Annotated in this window: 14 protein-coding genes and 1 pseudogene; 6 read left to right on the forward strand and 9 right to left on the reverse strand. The window is 70.2% G+C overall.

What is annotated here, in order from left to right:
• Positions 1–137: 137 nt before the first annotated feature.
• From PBV52_RS16255 to iolC, 6 genes and pseudogenes are all read right to left on the reverse strand, one after another.
• Positions 138–1,526, reverse strand: a complete 1,389-nt coding sequence (locus PBV52_RS16255) for an APC family permease (RefSeq protein WP_274239082.1) — start codon at positions 1,524–1,526, stop codon at positions 138–140.
• Between the two features lie 206 nt (positions 1,527–1,732).
• The gene (gene mmsA, locus PBV52_RS16260) at positions 1,733–3,235 is read right to left on the reverse strand and encodes a CoA-acylating methylmalonate-semialdehyde dehydrogenase (protein ID WP_274239083.1); all 1,503 of its coding nucleotides are present in this window, start codon (positions 3,233–3,235) and stop codon (positions 1,733–1,735) included.
• 14 nt (positions 3,236–3,249) lie between these two features.
• Positions 3,250–5,133: a 3D-(3,5/4)-trihydroxycyclohexane-1,2-dione acylhydrolase (decyclizing) gene (iolD, locus tag PBV52_RS16265; RefSeq protein ID WP_274239084.1), complete on the reverse strand. Its 1,884-nt coding sequence runs from the start codon at positions 5,131–5,133 to the stop codon at positions 3,250–3,252.
• Positions 5,134–5,240: 107 nt separating this feature from the next.
• Positions 5,241–5,351, reverse strand: a pseudogene (locus tag PBV52_RS16270) (5-deoxy-glucuronate isomerase); the annotation flags it as partial.
• A 19-nt stretch (positions 5,352–5,370) separates the two neighbouring features.
• Positions 5,371–6,252 (reverse strand): deoxyribose-phosphate aldolase, encoded by an 882-nt coding sequence (locus PBV52_RS16275; protein WP_274239085.1) that lies wholly within the window; start codon positions 6,250–6,252, stop codon positions 5,371–5,373.
• The gene (gene iolC / locus PBV52_RS16280) at positions 6,249–7,199 is read right to left on the reverse strand and encodes a 5-dehydro-2-deoxygluconokinase (protein WP_274239086.1); all 951 of its coding nucleotides are present in this window, start codon (positions 7,197–7,199) and stop codon (positions 6,249–6,251) included. Before iolC ends, PBV52_RS16275 begins: the two co-directional genes overlap by 4 nt.
• Before the next feature lie 124 nt (positions 7,200–7,323).
• On the opposite strand from iolC, the gene PBV52_RS16285 reads away from it, so the two are divergent.
• The 3 genes from PBV52_RS16285 to PBV52_RS16295 all read left to right on the forward strand — a co-directional run bounded on the left by PBV52_RS16285 (position 7,324) and on the right by PBV52_RS16295 (position 9,487).
• Complete coding sequence (locus PBV52_RS16285; RefSeq protein ID WP_274239088.1) at positions 7,324–8,253, forward strand: sugar phosphate isomerase/epimerase; 930 nt, start codon at positions 7,324–7,326, stop codon at positions 8,251–8,253.
• 398 nt (positions 8,254–8,651) lie between these two features.
• Entirely contained in the window at positions 8,652–8,852 is a 201-nt protein-coding gene (locus PBV52_RS16290; RefSeq protein ID WP_274239089.1) for an AlpA family transcriptional regulator, read from the forward strand.
• 77 nt (positions 8,853–8,929) lie between these two features.
• Positions 8,930–9,487, forward strand: a complete 558-nt coding sequence (locus tag PBV52_RS16295; RefSeq protein WP_274239090.1) for a GNAT family N-acetyltransferase — start codon at positions 8,930–8,932, stop codon at positions 9,485–9,487.
• Between the two features lie 7 nt (positions 9,488–9,494).
• On the opposite strand, the gene PBV52_RS16300 is transcribed toward PBV52_RS16295, so the two are convergent.
• Both PBV52_RS16300 and PBV52_RS16305 read right to left on the reverse strand, forming a co-directional pair.
• Positions 9,495–10,538, reverse strand: a complete 1,044-nt coding sequence (locus tag PBV52_RS16300) for a zinc-dependent alcohol dehydrogenase family protein (protein ID WP_274239091.1) — start codon at positions 10,536–10,538, stop codon at positions 9,495–9,497.
• A gap of 120 nt (positions 10,539–10,658) precedes the next feature.
• Complete coding sequence (locus PBV52_RS16305; protein ID WP_274239092.1) at positions 10,659–12,914, reverse strand: MMPL family transporter; 2,256 nt, start codon at positions 12,912–12,914, stop codon at positions 10,659–10,661.
• Positions 12,915–13,076: 162 nt separating this feature from the next.
• On the opposite strand from PBV52_RS16305, the gene PBV52_RS16310 reads away from it, so the two are divergent.
• From PBV52_RS16310 to PBV52_RS16320, 3 genes are all read left to right on the forward strand, one after another.
• On the forward strand, positions 13,077–13,736 hold the full coding sequence (locus PBV52_RS16310; RefSeq protein WP_274239093.1) for a TetR/AcrR family transcriptional regulator: 660 nt from the start codon (positions 13,077–13,079) through the stop codon (positions 13,734–13,736).
• A gap of 245 nt (positions 13,737–13,981) precedes the next feature.
• Positions 13,982–14,221 carry a heavy-metal-associated domain-containing protein gene (locus tag PBV52_RS16315; RefSeq protein WP_274239094.1) on the forward strand — a complete coding sequence of 80 codons (240 nt, stop codon included), beginning with the start codon at positions 13,982–13,984 and terminating at the stop codon, positions 14,219–14,221.
• Positions 14,222–14,229: 8 nt separating this feature from the next.
• On the forward strand, positions 14,230–16,476 hold the full coding sequence (locus tag PBV52_RS16320; RefSeq protein ID WP_274239095.1) for a cation-translocating P-type ATPase: 2,247 nt from the start codon (positions 14,230–14,232) through the stop codon (positions 16,474–16,476).
• A gap of 791 nt (positions 16,477–17,267) precedes the next feature.
• On the opposite strand, the gene PBV52_RS16325 is transcribed toward PBV52_RS16320, so the two are convergent.
• The gene (locus tag PBV52_RS16325) at positions 17,268–18,557 is read right to left on the reverse strand and encodes a citrate synthase (RefSeq protein ID WP_274239096.1); all 1,290 of its coding nucleotides are present in this window, start codon (positions 18,555–18,557) and stop codon (positions 17,268–17,270) included.
• Between the last annotated feature and the right edge of the window lie 157 nt (positions 18,558–18,714).

Genomic DNA, 18,714 nt, shown 5'->3' on the forward strand with positions numbered 1-18,714 from the left:
TGTCTACCGCGTTCGTGGTAGGGCGGGTGGGAGCTCGATCCGTCCTGTGGTCTGCCTGGTGCGGGTTCGTGGGGGTTGATCGCGCCCACGCGGCGGAGCCGCATATCGATTCAGCCCCGCGCCCCTTTGGGGCGCGTTCACGCCTCCGGGATCGATACCAGCCAGCGGGTTTCTCTCCGGGGGCGGAGGTACAGGGCCCAGTACAAGGTTGCGACCGCCGTTATGCCGCCCGTCCACAGCAGGTAGCTCGTCTCCTGTTGGCTCAGGATGTACAGGAGGACCGCGATCAGCAGGACCGGCATCGCGGGCCACAGCGGCATGCGCCATGCCGGGCCGTGCTTGTGGGTGCCTCGGCGGGACAGTAGCGCGGCTACCGCGACGAGCAGGTACATGCCGGTCACCGAGACGCCCGTGATGCCGTACAGGGTGTCGAGGTTGACGAAGCACAGGGCGGCGCCGGGGATGCCGACCGCGAGGGTGGCGACCCAGGGGGAGCCGAAGCGGCCGAGTTTGGTGAGGACGTTGTTGACCGGCTGGGGCCAGGCCTTGTCGCGGGCCGAGGCGAACAGGACGCGGGAGTTCTGGATGACCATGACGATGCCCGCGTTGATGATCGCGAGGGCCACGCAGAGGCTGACGAAGGTGCCGACCGCGGAGTTGGACCAGGCGGTGACCATGGTGCTGATGTCGCCGCCGGTGAGTTCGTCGATGTTCGAGGCGCCCAGGGTGATGGCGGCGACCGGGACCAGGATGATCACGGCGGAGATGGCGAGGGTGGCGAGCACCGTGCGGGCGACGTTGCGGCGCGGGTTCTCCAGTTCCTCGGAGAGGTAGACGGCGGTCGAGAAGCCCTGGGTGACGAAGAGGGCGATCGCGAGTCCGGAGACGATCAGCAGAGCCGTCACGGTGTCAGTGCCGCCGTCCGCGCCGGCCACCTCCATCGAGACCAGGCTGCCGGGGCCGCGCTCGGCGTGCGCGAACCCGAGCACCGCCACCACGGCCGCGGCGATGACCTCCAGGACCAGGAAGACGCCGGTGATCCAGGCGTTGGCGCGCAGGTCGAGCAGGCCGGCGAGGGTGGCGAGCAGCATGACGCCGGCGCCGGCCATGGACGGGTCGAGATGGACGATCGGGGCGAGGTAGTCGGCCGTGCCCATCGCGATCACCGGCGGGACGATCATGACGACCAGCAGGGAGAGCACGAAGACCAGCCAGCCCGCCAGCCGTCCGGCCAGCGTGGACACCATCGCGTACTCGCCGCCCGCGCTGGGGACGAGGGTGCCCAGCTCCGAGTAGCAGAACGCCACGGCGATGCACAGGAGGGAGCCGATGGCGATCGTGAGGGCGGTGGCGGTGCCGAGCGAGCCGAACAGGTCGGGGACGACCACGAAGAGGGTGGAGGCGGGGGTCACGCAGGAGAGCGTGAGCAGGGTGCCGCCGATGACGCCGATCGAGCGCTTGAGCTTCCGAGGGCTGTCCGACGCCTCGACGACGGCGCCCTCGGCTGGGGTGAGGGTGTCGGTCACGAGGGGGATGCAACATTGACGGAAACCGTCACGTCAATGGCTCATTACCTACGGAATTCGTTGCCGAAAGGCATCTTGACGCGTGTGAGCGTTGCGTCAAAGCCGTGTACAGCACGACTTTCGAGCATGCGGGAACCGCAGCCCGGGCCCGCAAAAAAGTGGGGCCGTCCGCGATCCGGACGGCCCCACACGCTCAAGTCGGTGCGTCAGTGGTTGCGCGGGAACCCGAGGTCGACGCCGGACGGGGCGTCCGCCGGGTCCGGCCAGCGGGTGGTGACGACCTTGCCGCGGGTGTAGAAGTGCGTGCCGTCGTTGCCGTAGATGTGGTGGTCGCCGAAGAGCGAGTCCTTCCAGCCACCGAAGGAGTGGTAGCCGACGGGGACCGGGATCGGGACGTTCACGCCGACCATGCCGGCCTCGATCTCCAGCTGGAAGCGGCGGGCGGCGCCGCCGTCCCGGGTGAAGATCGCGGTGCCGTTGCCGAACGGCGAGGCGTTGATCAGCGCCACGCCGTCCTCGTAGGTCTCGGCGCGCAGCACGCACAGCACCGGGCCGAAGATCTCGTCCTGGTACGCCTTCGCGCTGGTCGGCACCTTGTCGAGGAGCGAGATGCCGATCCAGTGGCCGTCCTCGAAGCCGTCGACCGTGTAGCCGGTGCCGTCGAGGACGACCTCGGCGCCCTCGGCCGCCGCGCCCGCGACGTAGGAGGCCACCTTGTCGCGGTGCGCGGCGGTGATCAGCGGGCCCATCTCGGAGGTCGGGTCGTTGCCGGGGCCGATCTTGATCTTCTCGGCGCGCTCGCGGATCTTCTCCACCAGCTCGTCGCCGATCGCGCCGACCGCGACGACGGCGGAGATGGCCATGCAGCGCTCGCCCGCGGAGCCGTAGGCGGCCGATACGGCGGCGTCGGCGGCCGCGTCCAGGTCGGCGTCCGGCAGGACCAGCATGTGGTTCTTGGCGCCGCCGAGCGCCTGGACGCGCTTGTGGTTGGCGGAGGCGGTGGTGTGGATGTAGCGGGCGATCGGGGTCGAGCCGACGAACGACACCGCCTTGACGTCCGGGTGCTCCAGGAGGCGGTCGACGGCCACCTTGTCGCCGTGGACGACGTTGAAGACGCCGTCCGGCAGACCGGCCTCCGCCAGCAGCTCGGCGATCTTGATCGAGGCCGACGGGTCCTTCTCGCTCGGCTTCAGCACGAAGGTGTTGCCGCACGCGATGGCCATCGGGAACATCCACATCGGGACCATCGCCGGGAAGTTGAACGGCGTGATGCCCGCGACGACACCCAGCGGCTGCCGGATCGACGAGACGTCCACGCGGCTCGCGACCTGCGTCGACAGCTCGCCTTTCAGCTGCACGCTGATGCCGCAGGCGAGGTCGACGATCTCCAGGCCGCGCGCCACCTCGCCGAGGGCGTCGGAGTGCACCTTGCCGTGCTCGGCGGTGATCAGCTCGGCGATCGCGTCCCGGTTGGCGTCCAGCAGCGCACGGAACTTGAACAGGATCGAGGTGCGCTGGGCCAGCGACGACTGGCCCCAGGTCAGGTAGGCCTCCTTGGCGGCGGCGACCGCGGCGTCCACCTCGTCGACCGAGGCGAACGCGACCTTCGTGGTGACCGCGCCGGTAGCCGGGTCGGTGACCGGCCCGAACGTGCCCGACGCGCCTTCGGCGGTCTTGCCGCCGATCCAGTGGTTGACGATCTTCGTCATGCCCAGATACTCCTTCACAGATGGCGGCGTCGGGTCGAGACGTGCCGTTCGTACAGCTCGCGTGCCTTGACCGCCGACGGTCGGGTCGCGGTCTCGGCCACAGGAACATCCCACCAGGCGTGCGCGGGCGGCGGGCCCGACACAGTGTCTGCCGTTTCGGTCTCGACGTAGACACATGTGGGTGTGTCGGCCGCGCGGGCCTCGGCGAGTGCCTCGCGCAGGTCCCCTACGGTCTTCGCGCGCAGCACCCGCATGCCCAGGCTCGCGGCGTTGGCGGCCAGGTCGACGGGGAGCGGGGCGCCGGTGAAGGTGCCGTCGGCCGCGCGGAAGCGGTACGCGGTGCCGAAGCGCTCGGCACCCGTCTCCTGCGACAGGCCGCCGATGGACGCGTACCCGTGGTTCTGCACGAGCAACACCTTGATCGCCACGCCCTCCTGCACGGCCGTCACGATCTCCGTCGGCATCATCAGATAGGTGCCGTCGCCGACCAGCGCCCACACGGGCCGGTCCGGGGCGGCCAGCTTCACGCCGATCGCGGCCGGGATCTCGTAGCCCATGCAGGAGTAGCCGTACTCCAGGTGGTACTGGTCGCGCGAGCGCGCCCGCCACAGCTTGTGCAGGTCGCCGGGGAGGGAGCCGGCCGCGTTGATGATCACGTCCGACTCGTCGACGATCGCGTCCAGCGCGCCCAGCACCTGCGGCTGCGTCGGCCGTACGTCCGGCTCGTCGGCCTCGTAGCAGGCGTCGACGCGGTGCTCCCAGCGGTCCTTGTCCTCGGTGTACTCGGTGACGTAGGAGTCGGCGACCCGGTGGTCGTGCATCTCCAGCCGCTCGGTCAGCTCCTCCAGGCCGGTGCGGGCGTCCGCGATCAGCGGCATTCCGGCGAGCTTGTGGCCGTCGAAGGGCGCGATGTTGAGGTTGAGGAAGCGGACGCCCTCGCCGGTGAAGAGGGTGCCGGAGGCGGTGGTGAAGTCGGTGTAGCGGGTGCCGACGCCGATCACCAGGTCGGCGGTGCGGGCGAGTTCGTCCGCGGTGGCGGTGCCGGTGTGGCCGACTCCGCCGACGTCCTGGGGGTGGTCGAAGCGCAGGGAGCCCTTGCCGGCCTGGGTGGAGGCGACCGGGATGCGGGTGACCTCCGCGAACTCGGCGAGCGCCACCTCGGCGCGGCTGTGGTGGACTCCCCCGCCCGCGATGACCAGGGGCCGCCGCGCCGCGCGGATCACCCGTACGGCCTCGGCGAGTTCGGTCGGGTCGGCCCCCGGCCGGCGGACCACCCAGGTGCGCTCGGCGAAGAAGTCGTCGGGCCAGTCGTACGCCTCGGCCTGTACGTCCTGCGGGAGCGCCAGCGTCACGGCGCCGGTCTCGACGGGGTCCGTCAGCACCCGCATGGCGTTCAGCGCGGAGGGGATCAGGGCTTCCGGCCGGGTGATCCGGTCGAAGTACTTCGACACCGGGCGCAGACAGTCGTTGACCGACACATCGCCCGCGTACGGGACTTCGAGTTGCTGGAGGACCGGGTCGGCGGGGCGGGTGGCGAAGATGTCGCCGGGCAGGAGCAGGACCGGGAGATGGTTGATGGTCGCGAGGGCGGCGCCGGTGACGAGGTTGGTCGCGCCGGGGCCGATCGAGGTGGTCACCGCGTGGGTGGAGAGGCGGTTGGACTGCCGGGCGTAGCCGACCGCCGCGTGCACCATCGCCTGTTCGTTACGGCCCTGGTGGTACGGCATGACATCGCCGTACTCGACGAGCGCCTGGCCGATCCCGGCCACGTTTCCATGGCCGAAGATGCCCCAGGTGGCGCCGATCAGACGGTGCCGTACACCGTCCCGCTCCGTGTACTGGGCGGACAGGAAGCGGACGAGCGCCTGTGCGACCGTGAGCCTCGTCGTTGAGGTCATCGGGAACCCTCCGTGTGGTTCGGGCGGAAGCAGATCCGCCACTCCCGTACGGCTCCGCCGCCCGGTACGACTCGACGGCCGCCCGGTACGACTCGACGGACCATGTCGGGGACCTCCGGCGCGGGGCCGTAGCGGGCGGGGAGTCTTCGCTCGCACTTCGCTCCTGCCAAAGCAAAGCGGCTACCCGCGCCGGAGGCGATCTGTGGGCGGAAGGTACGGCTCGTGGTCATGGGGACCTCACAGCAGTCCTACGGCAGTGTCCACCGCGGCGGCAACGTCCCCGTCCGCCGGGTAGAGCAGCGAACGGCCGACCACCAGGCCCCGCACGGTGGGCAGTTGGAGGGCGCCGCGCCACTTCTCGTACGCGCCGTCCTGATCGTCGCCGACCTCGCCGCCCAGGAGTACGGCGGGCAGTGTCGAGGTCGCCATGACCTCGGCCATGTCGTCGGGGTTGTCGGTGACCGGCAGCTTGAGCCAGGTGTAGGCCGACGTGCCGCCCAGGCCCGAGGAGATGGCGATGGACTTGGTGACGGCCTCGGCGGAGAGGTCGTTCTTCAGCCTGCCCTCTTCGCTGCGGCGGCTGATGAACGGCTCGACGAAGACCGGGAGCCGGCGTTCGGCCATCTCGTCGATGGCGCGGGCGGTGGACTCCATGGTGGTGAGGGAGCCCGGGTCGTCGTAGTCGATGCGCAGGAGCAGCTTGCCGGCGTCGAAGCCGAGGCGCTGGATGTCCTCGGGGCGGTGGCCGGTGAAGCGGTCGTCGAGTTCGAAGCTCGCGCCCTGGAGGCCGCCGCGGTTCATGGAGCCCATGACGACCTTGCCGTCGAGGGCGCCGAGCAGCAGCAGGTCGTCGAGGATGTCGGCGGTCGCGAGGACGCCGTCGACGCCGGGGCGGGAGAGGGCCAGGCAGAGGCGCTGAAGCAGGTCGGCGCGGTTGGCCATGGCGAACTTGCGGTCGCCGACGCCGAGGGCGCCGCGGGCCGGGTGGTCGGCGGCGACGATCATCAGCCGGCCGGAGTCGCCGAGGAGGGGCCGCCGGGTGCGGCGGGCGGCGGCCTCCGCGATCGCCTCGGGATGCCGGGTGCGGATGCGGACGAGTTCCGCGACGTCGACGGTCACTTGACGGCCCCCGCGGCGATCGCGGCCTCGATCTCGTCCGGCGTCGGCATCGCGGAGGAGCACTCCAGGCGGGAGGCGACGATGGCGCCGGCGGCGTTGGCGTGCCGCATGATCTTCTCCAGGTCCCAGCCTTCGAGCAGACCGTGGCAGAGGGAGCCGCCGAAGGCGTCACCGGCGCCGAGCCCGTTGAGGACGTTCACCGGGAGGGGCGGGACTTCGGCCTGGTCGCCCTTGCTGTTGACGGCGAGGACGCCCTTGGGGCCCTGCTTGACGACGGCGATCTCGACGCCGGCGTCGAGGAGCGCGCGGGCGGCGGCATGGGGCTCGCGCACGCCGGTGGCGACCTCCACCTCGTCGAGGTTTCCGACGGCGACGGTGGTGTGCTTGAGCGCTTCCGCGTAGAAGGGGCGGGCGGCGTCCGGGTCGTGCCAGAACATGGGACGCCAGTCGAGGTCGAAGACCGTCGTGCCGGCCTTGGCGCGGTGGGCGAGGGCCGCCAGCGTCGCCGTACGGCTGGGCTCCTCGCTCAGGCCGGTGCCGGTGATCCAGAAGATCCGGGCGTCGCGGATGGCGTCGAGGTCGAGCTCGTGGGCGTCGATCTCCAGGTCCGGGGCCTTGGGCCGGCGGTAGAAGTACAGCGGGAAGTCGTCCGGCGGGAAGACCTCGCAGAAGGTGACCGGGGTGGGCAGGCCCGGGACCGGGGTCACCCAGCGGTCGTCGACGCCGAAGCCCTGGAGGGCCTCGTGGAGGTAGGTGCCGAAGGGGTCGTCGCCGGTGCGGGTGATCACCGCGGTACGGCGTCCCAGGCGGGCCGCGGCGACCGCGACGTTGGTCGCCGAGCCGCCGAGGAACTTGCCGAAGGACGTGACCTGCGGCAGCGGGACGCCGGTCTGCAGCGGGTAGAGGTCCACTCCGATGCGCCCCATGGTGATCAGGTCGTACGCCATCGCGTTCCCTTCGTATCGGCTCTCCCGGCTTTGTAGTCCGAGGCACACAGCCCTGTCAATGTTTTGTCCAGACATTCGGACCAGACCTTGACAGCGCTTGCCATGCGTGCCGAAGCTGAGCGCCATGACGTCGTTGTCACCCCAGTCCTCACCTCAGTCCTCACTGTCCCGCATCCGCATCGGGTCGGCTCCCGACTCGTGGGGCGTCTGGTTCCCCGACGACCCGGCCCAGGTCCCCTGGCAGCGCTTCCTCGACGAGGTCGCGCAGTCCGGCTACGAGTGGATCGAGCTGGGCCCTTACGGGTACCTGCCGACCGATCCCGCCGTCCTCACCGAGGAGACGGCGAAGCGTGGCCTGAAGGTGTCGGCCGGGACGGTGTTCACGGGGCTGCACCACGGTGAGGCCGTGTGGGAGAAGACGTGGGCGCACGTCGCGGACAACGCGGTGCTCGCGCAGGCGATGGGGGCGAAGCACCTGGTCGTCATCCCGTCCTTCTGGCGGGACGACAAGACCGGTGAGGTGCTGGAGCCGAGCTCTTTGACGGCCGAGCAGTGGCGGAACCTGACCTCGCTGACCGAGCGGCTGGGGCGGGAGGTGCGTGAGCGGTACGGGTTGCGGATCGTCGTCCATCCGCATGCCGACACGCACATCGACAGCGAGGAGAACGTCGTCCGCTTCCTGGACGGAACGGACTCCGACCTGGTGTCGCTGTGCCTGGACACGGGGCACTACGCGTACTGCGGCGGGGACAGCGTCAAGCTGATCGAGACGTACGGTTCGCGGATCGGGTACCTGCATCTGAAGCAGGTGGATCCGGAGATCCTTGCCGACGTGCGCGCCAAGGGGACACCGTTCGGGCCGGCCGTGGCTCAGGGTGTGATGTGTGAGCCGCCGGGTGGGGTGCCTGCGTTGGGGCCGGTGCTGGAGGCCGCGCAGAAGCTGGATGTGGAGCTGTTCGCGATCGTCGAGCAGGACATGTATCCGTGTGAGCCGGACGCTCCGCTGCCGATTGCACGGCGGACTCGGGCCTTTTTGCGGTCGTGCGGGGCGTGAGGAGCTGAGGGGCGTTCGGGGCGTGAGGGGCGCCTGCTGATCTGCCGAGTCCGGTCATTGGGCGAGTGCGGGTTGTGGAGGGCTTGTCGCGCAGTTCCCCGCGCCCCTCAGGGCGTTGCAGCATGGGTGGATGACTGGTGCCGTGCGTGTGCGGGCTGTCAACGCGCCGCGCCCGTGCAGCCGCGTACGCCTTTGCGGCATCTGTGTCACAAACGCACCTCTCCTGTCACGCATGTCGCATGTACGCGGGCCTTGCGTCACACCCGGTGCACAGGCCCTTCCCCACCTCGAACCACGTCGTTCACGGGGCACAGGCTTTGTGATCGCCAGCGCAGCGCACGGTCCCCCCGACGACCGCACCTGGTCGCCGCCGCGGCGCGCGCAGGGAGGTGCAACTGATGACCGACCGAAGGCTCTGGTCCTACAAGGAGATCGCTGCGCACATCAATGTGCAGCCGGACACCGTGCGCTCGTACCGCAAGCACGGGTTGCTGCCGCCGCCGGACCATGTGGAGAGCGGCAAGCCCTTCTGGTACGCGGATACTGTGCGCGCCTGGGTGGAGTCCCGGCCGGGGAACCGGGGGCGCAGGTCGGACTGACTTCCCGGACCCAACTGCCCCCTGACCCCCGGAAAAATGAGCTGTGCCCCACGAGCCGCGTGGGGCACAGTCGCCCGATGGACTTCTCCACCAAACCCACGCTCACCGGCGCCAAGACCGTCCTCCGGCCGTTCACGCAGGCCGACGCCGGCGTCATGTGGGAGATCACCGAGGACCCCGAGGTCATCCGCTTCACCGGCGAGCCCTCCCGTGAGCTCACCCTGGATGAGCTGCGGTCCTGGTACGGCTCCCGGTCCGACCAGCCCGACCGCCTCGACCTCGCCGTCACCGACCGCGCCACCGGCGAACTCGTCGGCGAGGTCGTCCTGTACGAGTGGGATCCTCAGGCGCGCAGTTGTACGTTCCGCACGCTCATCGGACCCAAGGGACGCGACCGGGGACTCGGCACTGAGGCCACCCGTCTCATCGTCGGCCACGGCTTCGAGCAACTCGGGCTGCATCGGATCCAGTTGGAGGCGTACAGCCACAACCACCGTGCCCTGCGGGTGTACGAGAAGGTCGGTTTCGTGTTGGAAGGGGTTCGGCGGGAGGCCGACCTGAGGGACGGCGAGTGGGTCGACTGGGTGTTCATGGCCATTCTCGACCGCGAGTGGGCGGCCCTGTCCCGGCCGTGAGGGCGCGTCAGCTCCACGGCTCGATCACCGTCACCCCCGCCCCCGGCGCCGTCCCGATCGCCCCCAGCGCCTGCGGCACCGCCTCCAGCGGGATCGTCGCCGTCACCAGCAGATCCGGCCGCAGCACCCCCGCCCGGACCAGCTCCAGCATCGGCGGGTAGGTGTGGGCCGCCATGCCGTGGCTGCCCAGGAGTTCGAGTTCGAGGGCGATCGCGCGGGCCATGGGGACGGGGGTCGTGCCGGACGTCGAGGGCACCAGGCCCACCTGGACGTGCCGGCCCCGGCGGCGCAGGCCGTTGACGGAGGCGGCGCAGGTGGTGGGTGAGCCGAGGGCGTCCAGGGAGAGCTGGGCGCCGCCGCCGGTCAGGGCGTGGATCGCCGCCGCCGTGTCCGGTGTGCCGGACGCGTCCACGCACTCCGCCGCCCCGAACTTCCGCGCCAGGTCCAGGGCCTGCGGTGAGACGTCCACCGCGACGACCCGCGCACCCGACGCCGCCGCGATCATCACCGCCGACAGGCCCACCCCGCCGCAGCCGTGCACCGCGACCCACTCCCCCGCCGCCACCCGGCCCTGCTGCACGACCGCCCGGAACGCGGTGGCGAACCGGCAGCCGAGGGAGGCGGCGGTCGCGAAGGACATCTCCTCAGGGACCGCGACGAGGTTGACATCGGCGTGGTCCAGCGCCACGTACTGGGCGAAGGAGCCCCAGTGGGTGAAGCCGGGCTGGGTCTGGCGTTCGCACACCTGCTGGTCGCCCGCCGCACACGCCCCGCAGCTGCCGCAGGCGCACACGAAGGGCACGGTGACCCGGTCGCCGGGGCTCCATCGCGTCACCCGGTCGCCCACCGCCTCGACGACACCGGCGAGTTCATGGCCCGGCACATGCGGCAGCGTGATGTCCGGGTCGTGGCCCTGCCAGGCGTGCCAGTCGCTGCGGCACAGCCCGGTCGCCTCGACGCGCACGGTCACTCCGTGGGGAGCGGGGCGGGGGTCGGGCACCTCACGTACCTCGGCCTGTTCCCCGTACCGCTCGAACACCACAGCCCGCATCCCGGTCTCCTTTCGGCCGCGCCCCTTGCACGGAGATCATTGCGAACGCTAGGCGCTCCGCCGGCACGTCGAAACAGCCCTGCGCCTGTGCGGCCCGCCCTCCGCCCTCCGCCAGCGAGGTCAGCCGTGCGCGCTCACCTTGTCCCGCTCCCGTGCGGGCTCGGCTGCCGGGGCCGCCGTCGCCTCCCCCTCACTGAGCCCGAAGCGGCTGTGGAACCGGCGCAGCGGACCCGGGGCCCACCAGGTCGCCCGGCCCGTGAGACGCATGACCGCCGGGACCAGAAGGCTGCGGACGATCATCGCGTCCATCAGCACCGCCAGGGCGATACCGAGGCCGAGCATCTTGGTGTTGGTCACCCGGGAGGTGCCTATCGCGACCATCACCACCGCGAGGATCACGGCGGCCGCGGTGATCAGGCCGCCGGTGCGCTGAAGGCCGTGCCGGACCGCCTGGTCGTGGTCGCCGGTCGCGTCGTACTCCTCCTTGATGCGGGACAGCAGGAACACGCCGTAGTCCATCGACAGGCCGAAGGCGACGCAGAACATCAGCACCGGGAGGGTCGTCTCGATCGAGCCGGGGCTGGTGAAGCCGAGCAGGCCGGACAGATGGCCGTCCTGGAAGACCCAGACCACCGCACCGAACATCGCCGTCAGGCTCAGCGCGTTGAGCACCACCGCCTGGATCGGGATCAGCACACTGCCCGTCAGCAGGAACACCAGCAGCAGGGTGACGATCGCTATGAAGGCGGCCGCCAGGGGCAGGCGTTCGGCTATCGCGTCCTTGGAGTCGACCAGGACCGCCGCGGCGCCGGTCACCTTGGTGTCGAACGGCGCCTGTGTGGCGCGCAGTTCATCCACCAAGCCCTGGGCCGGGCCGTCCACCGCCTCGCCCTTCGGCAGCACCGTGAAATACGCCGACTCGCCCTTCACCAGCGGGCCGTCGACCCGCAGCACATCCGGCAGCCCGGCGATCCGCTCCTTGTACGCGGCGTACTGCGCCGGCGTGGCCCGGCCCTCGGCGAGCACCTCCAGGCCGCCGCCGGGGCTGCCCGGGAAGCCGTCGCGGATGTGCTGCTGCACGACGTGGGATTCGGCGCTCGAGGGCAGCTGGCGATCGTCGGCGGTGCCGAACTTCACGCCCAGGAAGGGCAGTCCGAGCAGCACCAGGACGGCCGTGGTGCCCAGGGCGAAGAAGGGGGCGCGGCGCATCACGAGGTTCGCGGTGCGGGTCCAGGCCCTGCCCTCCGTCGTACCGGACGCCTGAGCGGGCGTCTTCGGATCCTCCGGGTCGCCCGCGGGCCGCCCGCGCCGGAACAGGCGGCGCAGGTCCAGGGAGTTGACCCGGTGGCCGAGCAGGATCAGTGCCGCCGGAAGCAGGATCAGCGCGGCCGCCGCGGCCAGCAGCACGACCGCGATTCCGGCGTAGGCGAAGGACCGCAGGAAGTACTGGGGGAAGACCAGCATCGCCGCGAGGGACACCGCGACCGTGAGGGCCGAGAACAGGACTGTACGGCCGGCCGTGCGCAGGGTTGTGCCGACCGCCGTCAATGGTTCGGCGCCGGTGGCGAGTTCCTCGCGGAAGCGGCGGACGATGAACAGGGCGTAGTCGACGGCGAGGCCGAGGCCCAGGGCCGTGGTGAGGTTCATCGCGAAGACGGAGACGTCGGTGACCTCGGTCAGGCCGCGCAGCACCGCGTTCGTGCCGAGGATCGCGACGATGCCGATGCCGAGCGGCAGCAGGGCCGCGACCGCGCTGCCGAAGACCATCACCAGCAGCACCAGGGTGACCGGCAGGGCGATCACCTCGGCGCGGACCAGGTCCTCCTGGATGGTCGTCTGCATCTCGTGCCGTACGGCGACCGGACCGCCGACGCTGACCTCCACCGGCCCGTGCGCGCCCCGGAACTCGGGGGCGATGCGGTCCAGGGTCCGCCCCATCTGCTTCTCTTCGCCGGTGATGCGGGCCGCGATCAGCGCCTCATGGCCGTCCTCGGCGCGCAGGGCGGGAGCCGCCGAGGCGCCCGCCTGCCAGTAGGAACCGACCCCGGTGACCCCCTTCTCGCCGGCCAGGCGCTCCGCGAGCCGCCGGGCCTCGGCGGCGACCGCGGGGTCGTCCACAGAGGCACTGCCCGCGTCCACGAGGAGCAGGAGGTTGGGCTGGGAGGCGGGGAACTCGCGCTCCAGCGCCTTGGTCGCGTAGGTCGACTCGGCGTCCGGGTCCTCCCAGCCGCCGCTGCCCAGGCGGTCGGCGACCCCGCTGCCGGCCAGCACGGCGAGCGCGGTGATCACCAGGGCCGTGAGCAGCGACAACCGGGGGCGGGCGGTTACGAAGCGGGTCCAGCCTCCCGCTCGGGGCGGCTTGTTGACTTCGGTCATTGTGCGGTGTCCCCTTCACCCTGATCCATGTGTGCGCGCAGCCGGGCAGCATGGAGCCGTCACTGCCATAGACTGACAAACACGAGACATCGCTCGCGTTTCTCCAGAATGCGAGCGACCGCTCGTGTTTGTCAATCGCGTTCGGAGAACTGGGGATAACGCGTGCCCGCCAACCAGGAGAAGGACCAGCCGCGCCGGCGTCAGGCCCGCGGCGAGCGTCGTATCGCCCAGCTTCTCGAGGCGGCGGCCGCCGTCTTCACCACCACCGGCTACACGGCCGCCAGCACCAACGCCATCGCCCGCGAGGCGGGCGTCTCGCCCGGCACGCTGTATCAGTTCTTCCCGAACAAGGAAGCGATCGCCATCGAGCTGGGCGAACGGCTCATGCAGGAGATGCGTGAGACGTACGGCGAGGCGCTCGCCCCGGTCGACCCCACGACTCCCCTGGAGGAGGCCGTCGGCGCGGCCGTGGACCGGTTCATCGCCTTCAACTGCGAGCACCCGGTGTTCTTCGCGCTGATGCACGGCCCCGACATCCCCGGCCGCATCACCGAGGAGCACGACGCCCTGCACGCGACCCTGCTGTCCCGGATCGACGGCCTGCTCGCCTCACTCCTGCCCGACGTCACCCCGGCCGACCTCACCCGGATCGCCCACATGTGCCTGGGCCTGTACAAGGCGGGCCTGGAGCTGGTTCTCGCCCACGAGGGGGCCGAGCGCGAGGCTTACGTCCAGGAGCTGAAGAACGCCCTGATCCGTTACCTGGACCCACTGGTGGGCACCCGACTCGGACGCCGCGACACGCTGCGAACCGCACCATGACGCACATCTGATACAAGGTGCGCATAAATCAGCTCCCGGGTTCGGGGAAACCCCGCCGTGATCCACTCTCCACCGCCCGCCACGGCCCCGCATCCCGGGGCGGCGCAGCCGAGGCGCGCTGAGGTTCACCCGCGCCCTGGCAGGTACCCACCCCTCTTGGAGAAATACCCCGTAGGGGTATAGCGTGGTGATAGAGGGACCCCGCGGGTCCCGACAGCCCCACATGCCTCGACGAGGAGAACGCCATGACCGCCCAGACAGACACCCCGGGTTCCGTCACCGCCGTCTACAAGGTGAGCGGCATGAGCTGCGGGCACTGCGAGGGCGCCGTCTCCGGCGAGATCTCCGAGCTCCCCGGTGTCAGCTCGGTGAAGGCCGTCGCGGCGACCGGCGAGGTCACCGTCGTCTCCGCGGCCCCGCTGGACGAGGAAGCCGTACGCGCGGCCGTCGACGAGGCGGGCTTCGAACTGGTCGCCAAGGTCTGAGTCTGGCCATGACGCGCACCACCGACGAACCGCCGATAGCCGAGACGGCCCGCACGCCCGGCACCTCCGAAGTGGAGCTGCTCATCGGCGGGATGACCTGCGCCTCCTGCGCGGCCCGTGTCGAGAAGAAGCTCAACCGCATGGACGGCGTGAGCGCCACGGTGAACTACGCGACGGAGAAGGCGAAGGTCAGCTACCCCGCGGGCATCCAGGTCGCCGACCTGATCGCCACCGTGGTGAGGACGGGCTACACGGCCGCGGAGCCTGCCCCTGCGCAACCCGCACCGCAAGCCGCCGAGGAAGACCCCGAGCTGACCGGCTACCGCCGGCGCTTCACCGTCTCCGCGCTGCTCGCCGTGCCCGTCATCCTGCTGTCGATGATCCCGTCCCTGCAGTTCGCCGACTGGCAGTGGCTCGCGCTCACCCTGGCGGCACCGGTCGTGGTCTGGGGCGGGCTGCCCTTCCACCGGGCCGCGTTCACGAACGCCCGGCACGGTGCGGCGACCATGGACACGCTGATCTCGATGGGCACGCTGGCCGCGTTCGGCTGGTCGCTGTGGGCGCTGTTCTTCGGCGACGCGGGCATGAGCGGCATGCGCGACGACTTCGAGTTCACGGTCGCGCGCGTGGACGGCTCCTCGCAGATCTACCTCGAAGTGGCTTCCGGGGTCGTCACGTTCATCCTCCTCGGCCGCTATCTGGAGGCTCGCGCCAAGCGCCGCGCGGGGGCCGCGCTGCGGGCGCTGATGGAACTGGGCGCGAAGGACGTGTCCGTGCTGCGGGACGGCCGCGAGACGCGCGTCCCCGTGGACCGGCTGGCCGTCGGCGACCGGTTCGTCGTACGGCCCGGCGAGAAGATCGCCACCGACGGCACCGTCGTCGAAGGCACCTCCGCGGTGGACGCCGCCATGCTGACCGGCGAGTCGGTGCCGGTGGACGTCACGGTCGGGGACGCGGTCACCGGCGCGACGGTCAACGCGGGCGGACGGCTCGTCGTCGAGGCGACCCGGATCGGCGCCGACACCCGGCTCGCGCGGATGGCGAAGCTGGTGGAGGAGGCGCAGAACGGCAAGGCCGAGGTACAGCGGCTCGCCGACCGGATCTCCGCGGTCTTCGTACCGACGGTCATCGTCCTCGCGGTCGCCACCTTCGGGGCATGGCTCGGCATCACCGACGACACGGTCGCCGCGTTCACCGCGGCCGTAGCGGTACTGATCATCGCCTGCCCGTGCGCCCTGGGACTCGCCACACCCACGGCCCTCATGGTCGGCACGGGACGCGGGGCGCAGCTCGGCATCCTCATCAAGGGTCCCGAGGTGCTGGAGTCCACACGCCGGGTCGACACCGTCGTCCTGGACAAGACCGGCACGGTCACCACGGGCCGTATGACCCTCCAGAAGGTGTACGCCGCCGAGGGCGAGGACGAGGGACAGGTGCTGCGCCTCGCGGGCGCCGTCGAGCACGCCTCCGAGCATCCCGTCGCCCGGGCGGTGGCCGCGGGCGCGCAGGAGCGGGTCGGGCGGCTGCCGGAGGTCACGGACTTCGAGAACGTACCCGGGCGGGGCGTACGCGCACGCGTGCAGGGCCGTGACGTGGCCGTGGGGCGCCTTTTCGACGCGCTGCCCAGCGGGCTCGCCCGTGCCAAGGAAGAGGCCGAGAGGGACGGTCGTACGGCCGTCGTGGTCGGGTGGGACGGCGTGGCACGCGGTGTCGTCGCCGTCGCGGACGCGGTGAAGGAGTCCAGCGCCGAGGCGGTGCGCGAGTTGCGCGCGCTGGGGCTCGCTCCGGTGCTGCTGACCGGGGACAACCGGACGGTCGCCGAAGCGGTGGCGGACGCGGTCGGTATCGATCAGGTGATTGCGGAGGTCCTGCCCGAGGAGAAGGTCGAAGCCGTACGGCGACTGCAGCACGAGGGGCGGTGCGTCGCCATGGTCGGTGACGGCGTCAACGACGCGGCCGCGCTCGCCACCGCCGATCTGGGTCTCGCCATGGGCACCGGAACTGACGCGGCGATCGAGGCCGGCGATCTGACGCTGGTGCGCGGGGATCTGCGGGTGGCGGCGGACGCCATCCGGCTGTCCCGGAAGACGCTCGCCACGATCAAGGGCAACCTCGTGTGGGCCTTCGGGTACAACGTCGCCGCGTTGCCGCTGGCCGCGGCGGGGTTGTTGAACCCGATGATCGCGGGGGCCGCGATGGCCTTCTCCTCGGTGTTCGTGGTGACGAACAGCCTGCGGCTGCGGACGTTCCGGTGAAGTCGTAGTAAGAACCCCACGGGGCCCCTCTGGAGTCCGACGCCCAGCTCACATAAGCTCTTCACAAGGCTCACGCATCATCCTTACGCTTGGGTCCCGATCGCCATATCGGGGCTCTTGCGCATCTAACGGACATATGCAAGAGACGCAGATCACAGTGATGTGAACGTAACCATCGAAGGGGTTCGAAGGTCTAAGTTGACGATGTCAGGCAGCGTCTTGGGGGGCGCTTACTGGCATCTGGGGATGTCTTGGGGGACTTCCTCAGAGTTGCGTTGCCGGGGCACGCACTTCGGGAAGCTTTGAGCGGCCCTCCCGAGTGTGCGCTGTCCCGGCAGACCGCACACACATGAGTACGGCGAGTTTTGCTCGTTCTGCTCAACGGCAGTACCGAAAGACAGCGATTCAGGCGCTGGTTTCTCAGACGCCCGGCCGGATCCCGTGGGGGGAATCCGCACCGGGACATGGGAAGGCGCCCTGGACGTCGGCCCGTGGGGGGACCGCCGCCAGGGCGCCTTCTGTTATCCGCGCACATCCGCGGGCCGCACAGACACAAGAGCCCCGCACCCGGCCGAAGCCGTGCGCAGGGCTCTGTACGCGAGACCCGAGTGCCCATGCCGCCCCCGGAGGGCGCGACACCCGAAGGCGGCTCCGCCACAGGCCGGCCGGACCCCGGCCGCATGCACGAGCCACCGCGCGCCACACCGAGAAGCGGGGCGGGGGTTCCCGAAAACGCGGGGCCGACCCCACCCACGGGACACCGGCAACCCGGCGCCCCTCACCGGCAGGTGTCAGCGCTCCTCGACCGGAACGAAGTCGCGCTCGACGACGCCCGTGTAGATCTGGCGCGGGCGGCCGATGCGGGAGCCCGGCTCCTTGATCATCTCGTGCCACTGGGCGATCCAGCCCGGGAGGCGGCCGAGGGCGAACAGGACCGTGAACATCTCGGTCGGGAAGCCCATGGCCCGGTAGATCAGGCCGGTGTAGAAGTCGACGTTCGGGTAGAGGTTGCGCGAGACGAAGTAGTCGTCGGAGAGCGCGTGCTCTTCCAGCTTGAGCGCGATGTCCAGCAGCTCGTCGGACTTGCCGAGGGCGGAGAGGACGTCGTGCGCGGCGGCCTTGATGATCTTGGCGCGCGGGTCGAAGGACTTGTACACCCGGTGGCCGAAGCCCATCAGGCGGACGCCGTCCTCCTTGTTCTTCACCTTGCGGATGAAGGAGTCGACATCGCCGCCGTTGGCCTGGATGCCCTCGAGCATCTCCAGGACGGACTGGTTGGCACCGCCGTGCAGCGGGCCCCAGAGGGCGGAGATGCCGGCCGAGATCGACGCGAACATGTTCGCCTGCGACGAACCGACCAGACGGACCGTCGACGTCGAACAGTTCTGCTCGTGGTCCGCGTGCAGGATCAGCAGCTTGTCGAGGGCGGAGACGACGACCGGGTCGAGCTCGTACTCCTGCGCCGGCACCGAGAAGGTCATGCGCAGGAAGTTCTCGACGTAACCGAGGTCGTTGCGCGGGTAGACGAACGGGTGGCCGATCGACTTCTTGTACGCGTACGCGGCGATCGTCGGGAGCTTGGCGAGCAGACGGATCGTCGAGAGGTTGCGCTGCGTCTCGTCGAACGGGTTGTGGCTGTCCTGGTAGAACGTGGACAGCGCGGAGACGACCGACGACAGCATGGCCATCGGGTGGGCGTCGCGCGGGAAGCCCTTGTAGAAGTTCTTGACGTCCTCGTGCAGCAGGGTGTGCTGCGTGATCTCGTTCTTGAAGGTCGAGAGCTCGTCGACGGTCGGCAGCTCACCGTTGATCAGCAGGTAGGCCACCTCCAGGAAGGTGGAGCGCTCGGCCAGCTGCTCGATCGGGTAGCCGCGGTAGCGGAGGATGCCCGCCTCGCCGTCGAGGTACGTGACGGCGGATTTATAGGCGGCGGTGTTGCCGTAGCCGCTGTCCAGCGTCACCAGACCGGTCTGGGCGCGGAGCTTGCCGATGTCGAAGCCCTTGTCGCCGACGGTGCTGTCAATCACCGGGTAGGTGTACTCGCCGTCGCCGTACCGCAGTACTACAGAGTTGTCGCTCACGTCTTCCCTCACCGACGTTGTGCCTCATCTTCGAGGTTGCCCTGACTGTCTCTACCCTCCCCCATTCGGCTCAGGAGAGTGCACTCGGGGTCGACCATTGGGCCTATTGGCGGCACTCAGTGCCGCCAACTTGCCATCCTGCCCCCTGTTTTCCCCA

This window comes from Streptomyces sp. T12 (assembly GCF_028736035.1).
In the GTDB taxonomy this organism is placed as follows: Bacteria; Actinomycetota; Actinomycetes; order Streptomycetales; family Streptomycetaceae; genus Streptomyces.

Bases quoted from the DNA above. Each gene is read 5' to 3' on its own strand.
- PBV52_RS16295 (WP_274239090.1), top strand. From the start codon at position 8,930: ATGGACTTCTCCACCAAACCCACGCTCACCGGCGCCAAGACCGTCCTC.
- mmsA (WP_274239083.1), bottom strand. From the start codon at position 3,235: ATGACGAAGATCGTCAACCACTGGATCGGCGGCAAGACCGCCGAAGGC.
- PBV52_RS16285 (WP_274239088.1), top strand. From the start codon at position 7,324: ATGACGTCGTTGTCACCCCAGTCCTCACCTCAGTCCTCACTGTCCCGC.
- PBV52_RS16315 (WP_274239094.1), top strand. From the start codon at position 13,982: ATGACCGCCCAGACAGACACCCCGGGTTCCGTCACCGCCGTCTACAAG.
- PBV52_RS16290 (WP_274239089.1), top strand. From the start codon at position 8,652: ATGACCGACCGAAGGCTCTGGTCCTACAAGGAGATCGCTGCGCACATC.
- iolD (WP_274239084.1), bottom strand. From the start codon at position 5,133: ATGACCTCAACGACGAGGCTCACGGTCGCACAGGCGCTCGTCCGCTTC.
- PBV52_RS16320 (WP_274239095.1), top strand. From the start codon at position 14,230: ATGACGCGCACCACCGACGAACCGCCGATAGCCGAGACGGCCCGCACG.
- PBV52_RS16300 (WP_274239091.1), bottom strand. From the start codon at position 10,538: ATGCGGGCTGTGGTGTTCGAGCGGTACGGGGAACAGGCCGAGGTACGT.
- PBV52_RS16305 (WP_274239092.1), bottom strand. From the start codon at position 12,914: ATGACCGAAGTCAACAAGCCGCCCCGAGCGGGAGGCTGGACCCGCTTC.
- iolC (WP_274239086.1), bottom strand. From the start codon at position 7,199: ATGGCGTACGACCTGATCACCATGGGGCGCATCGGAGTGGACCTCTAC.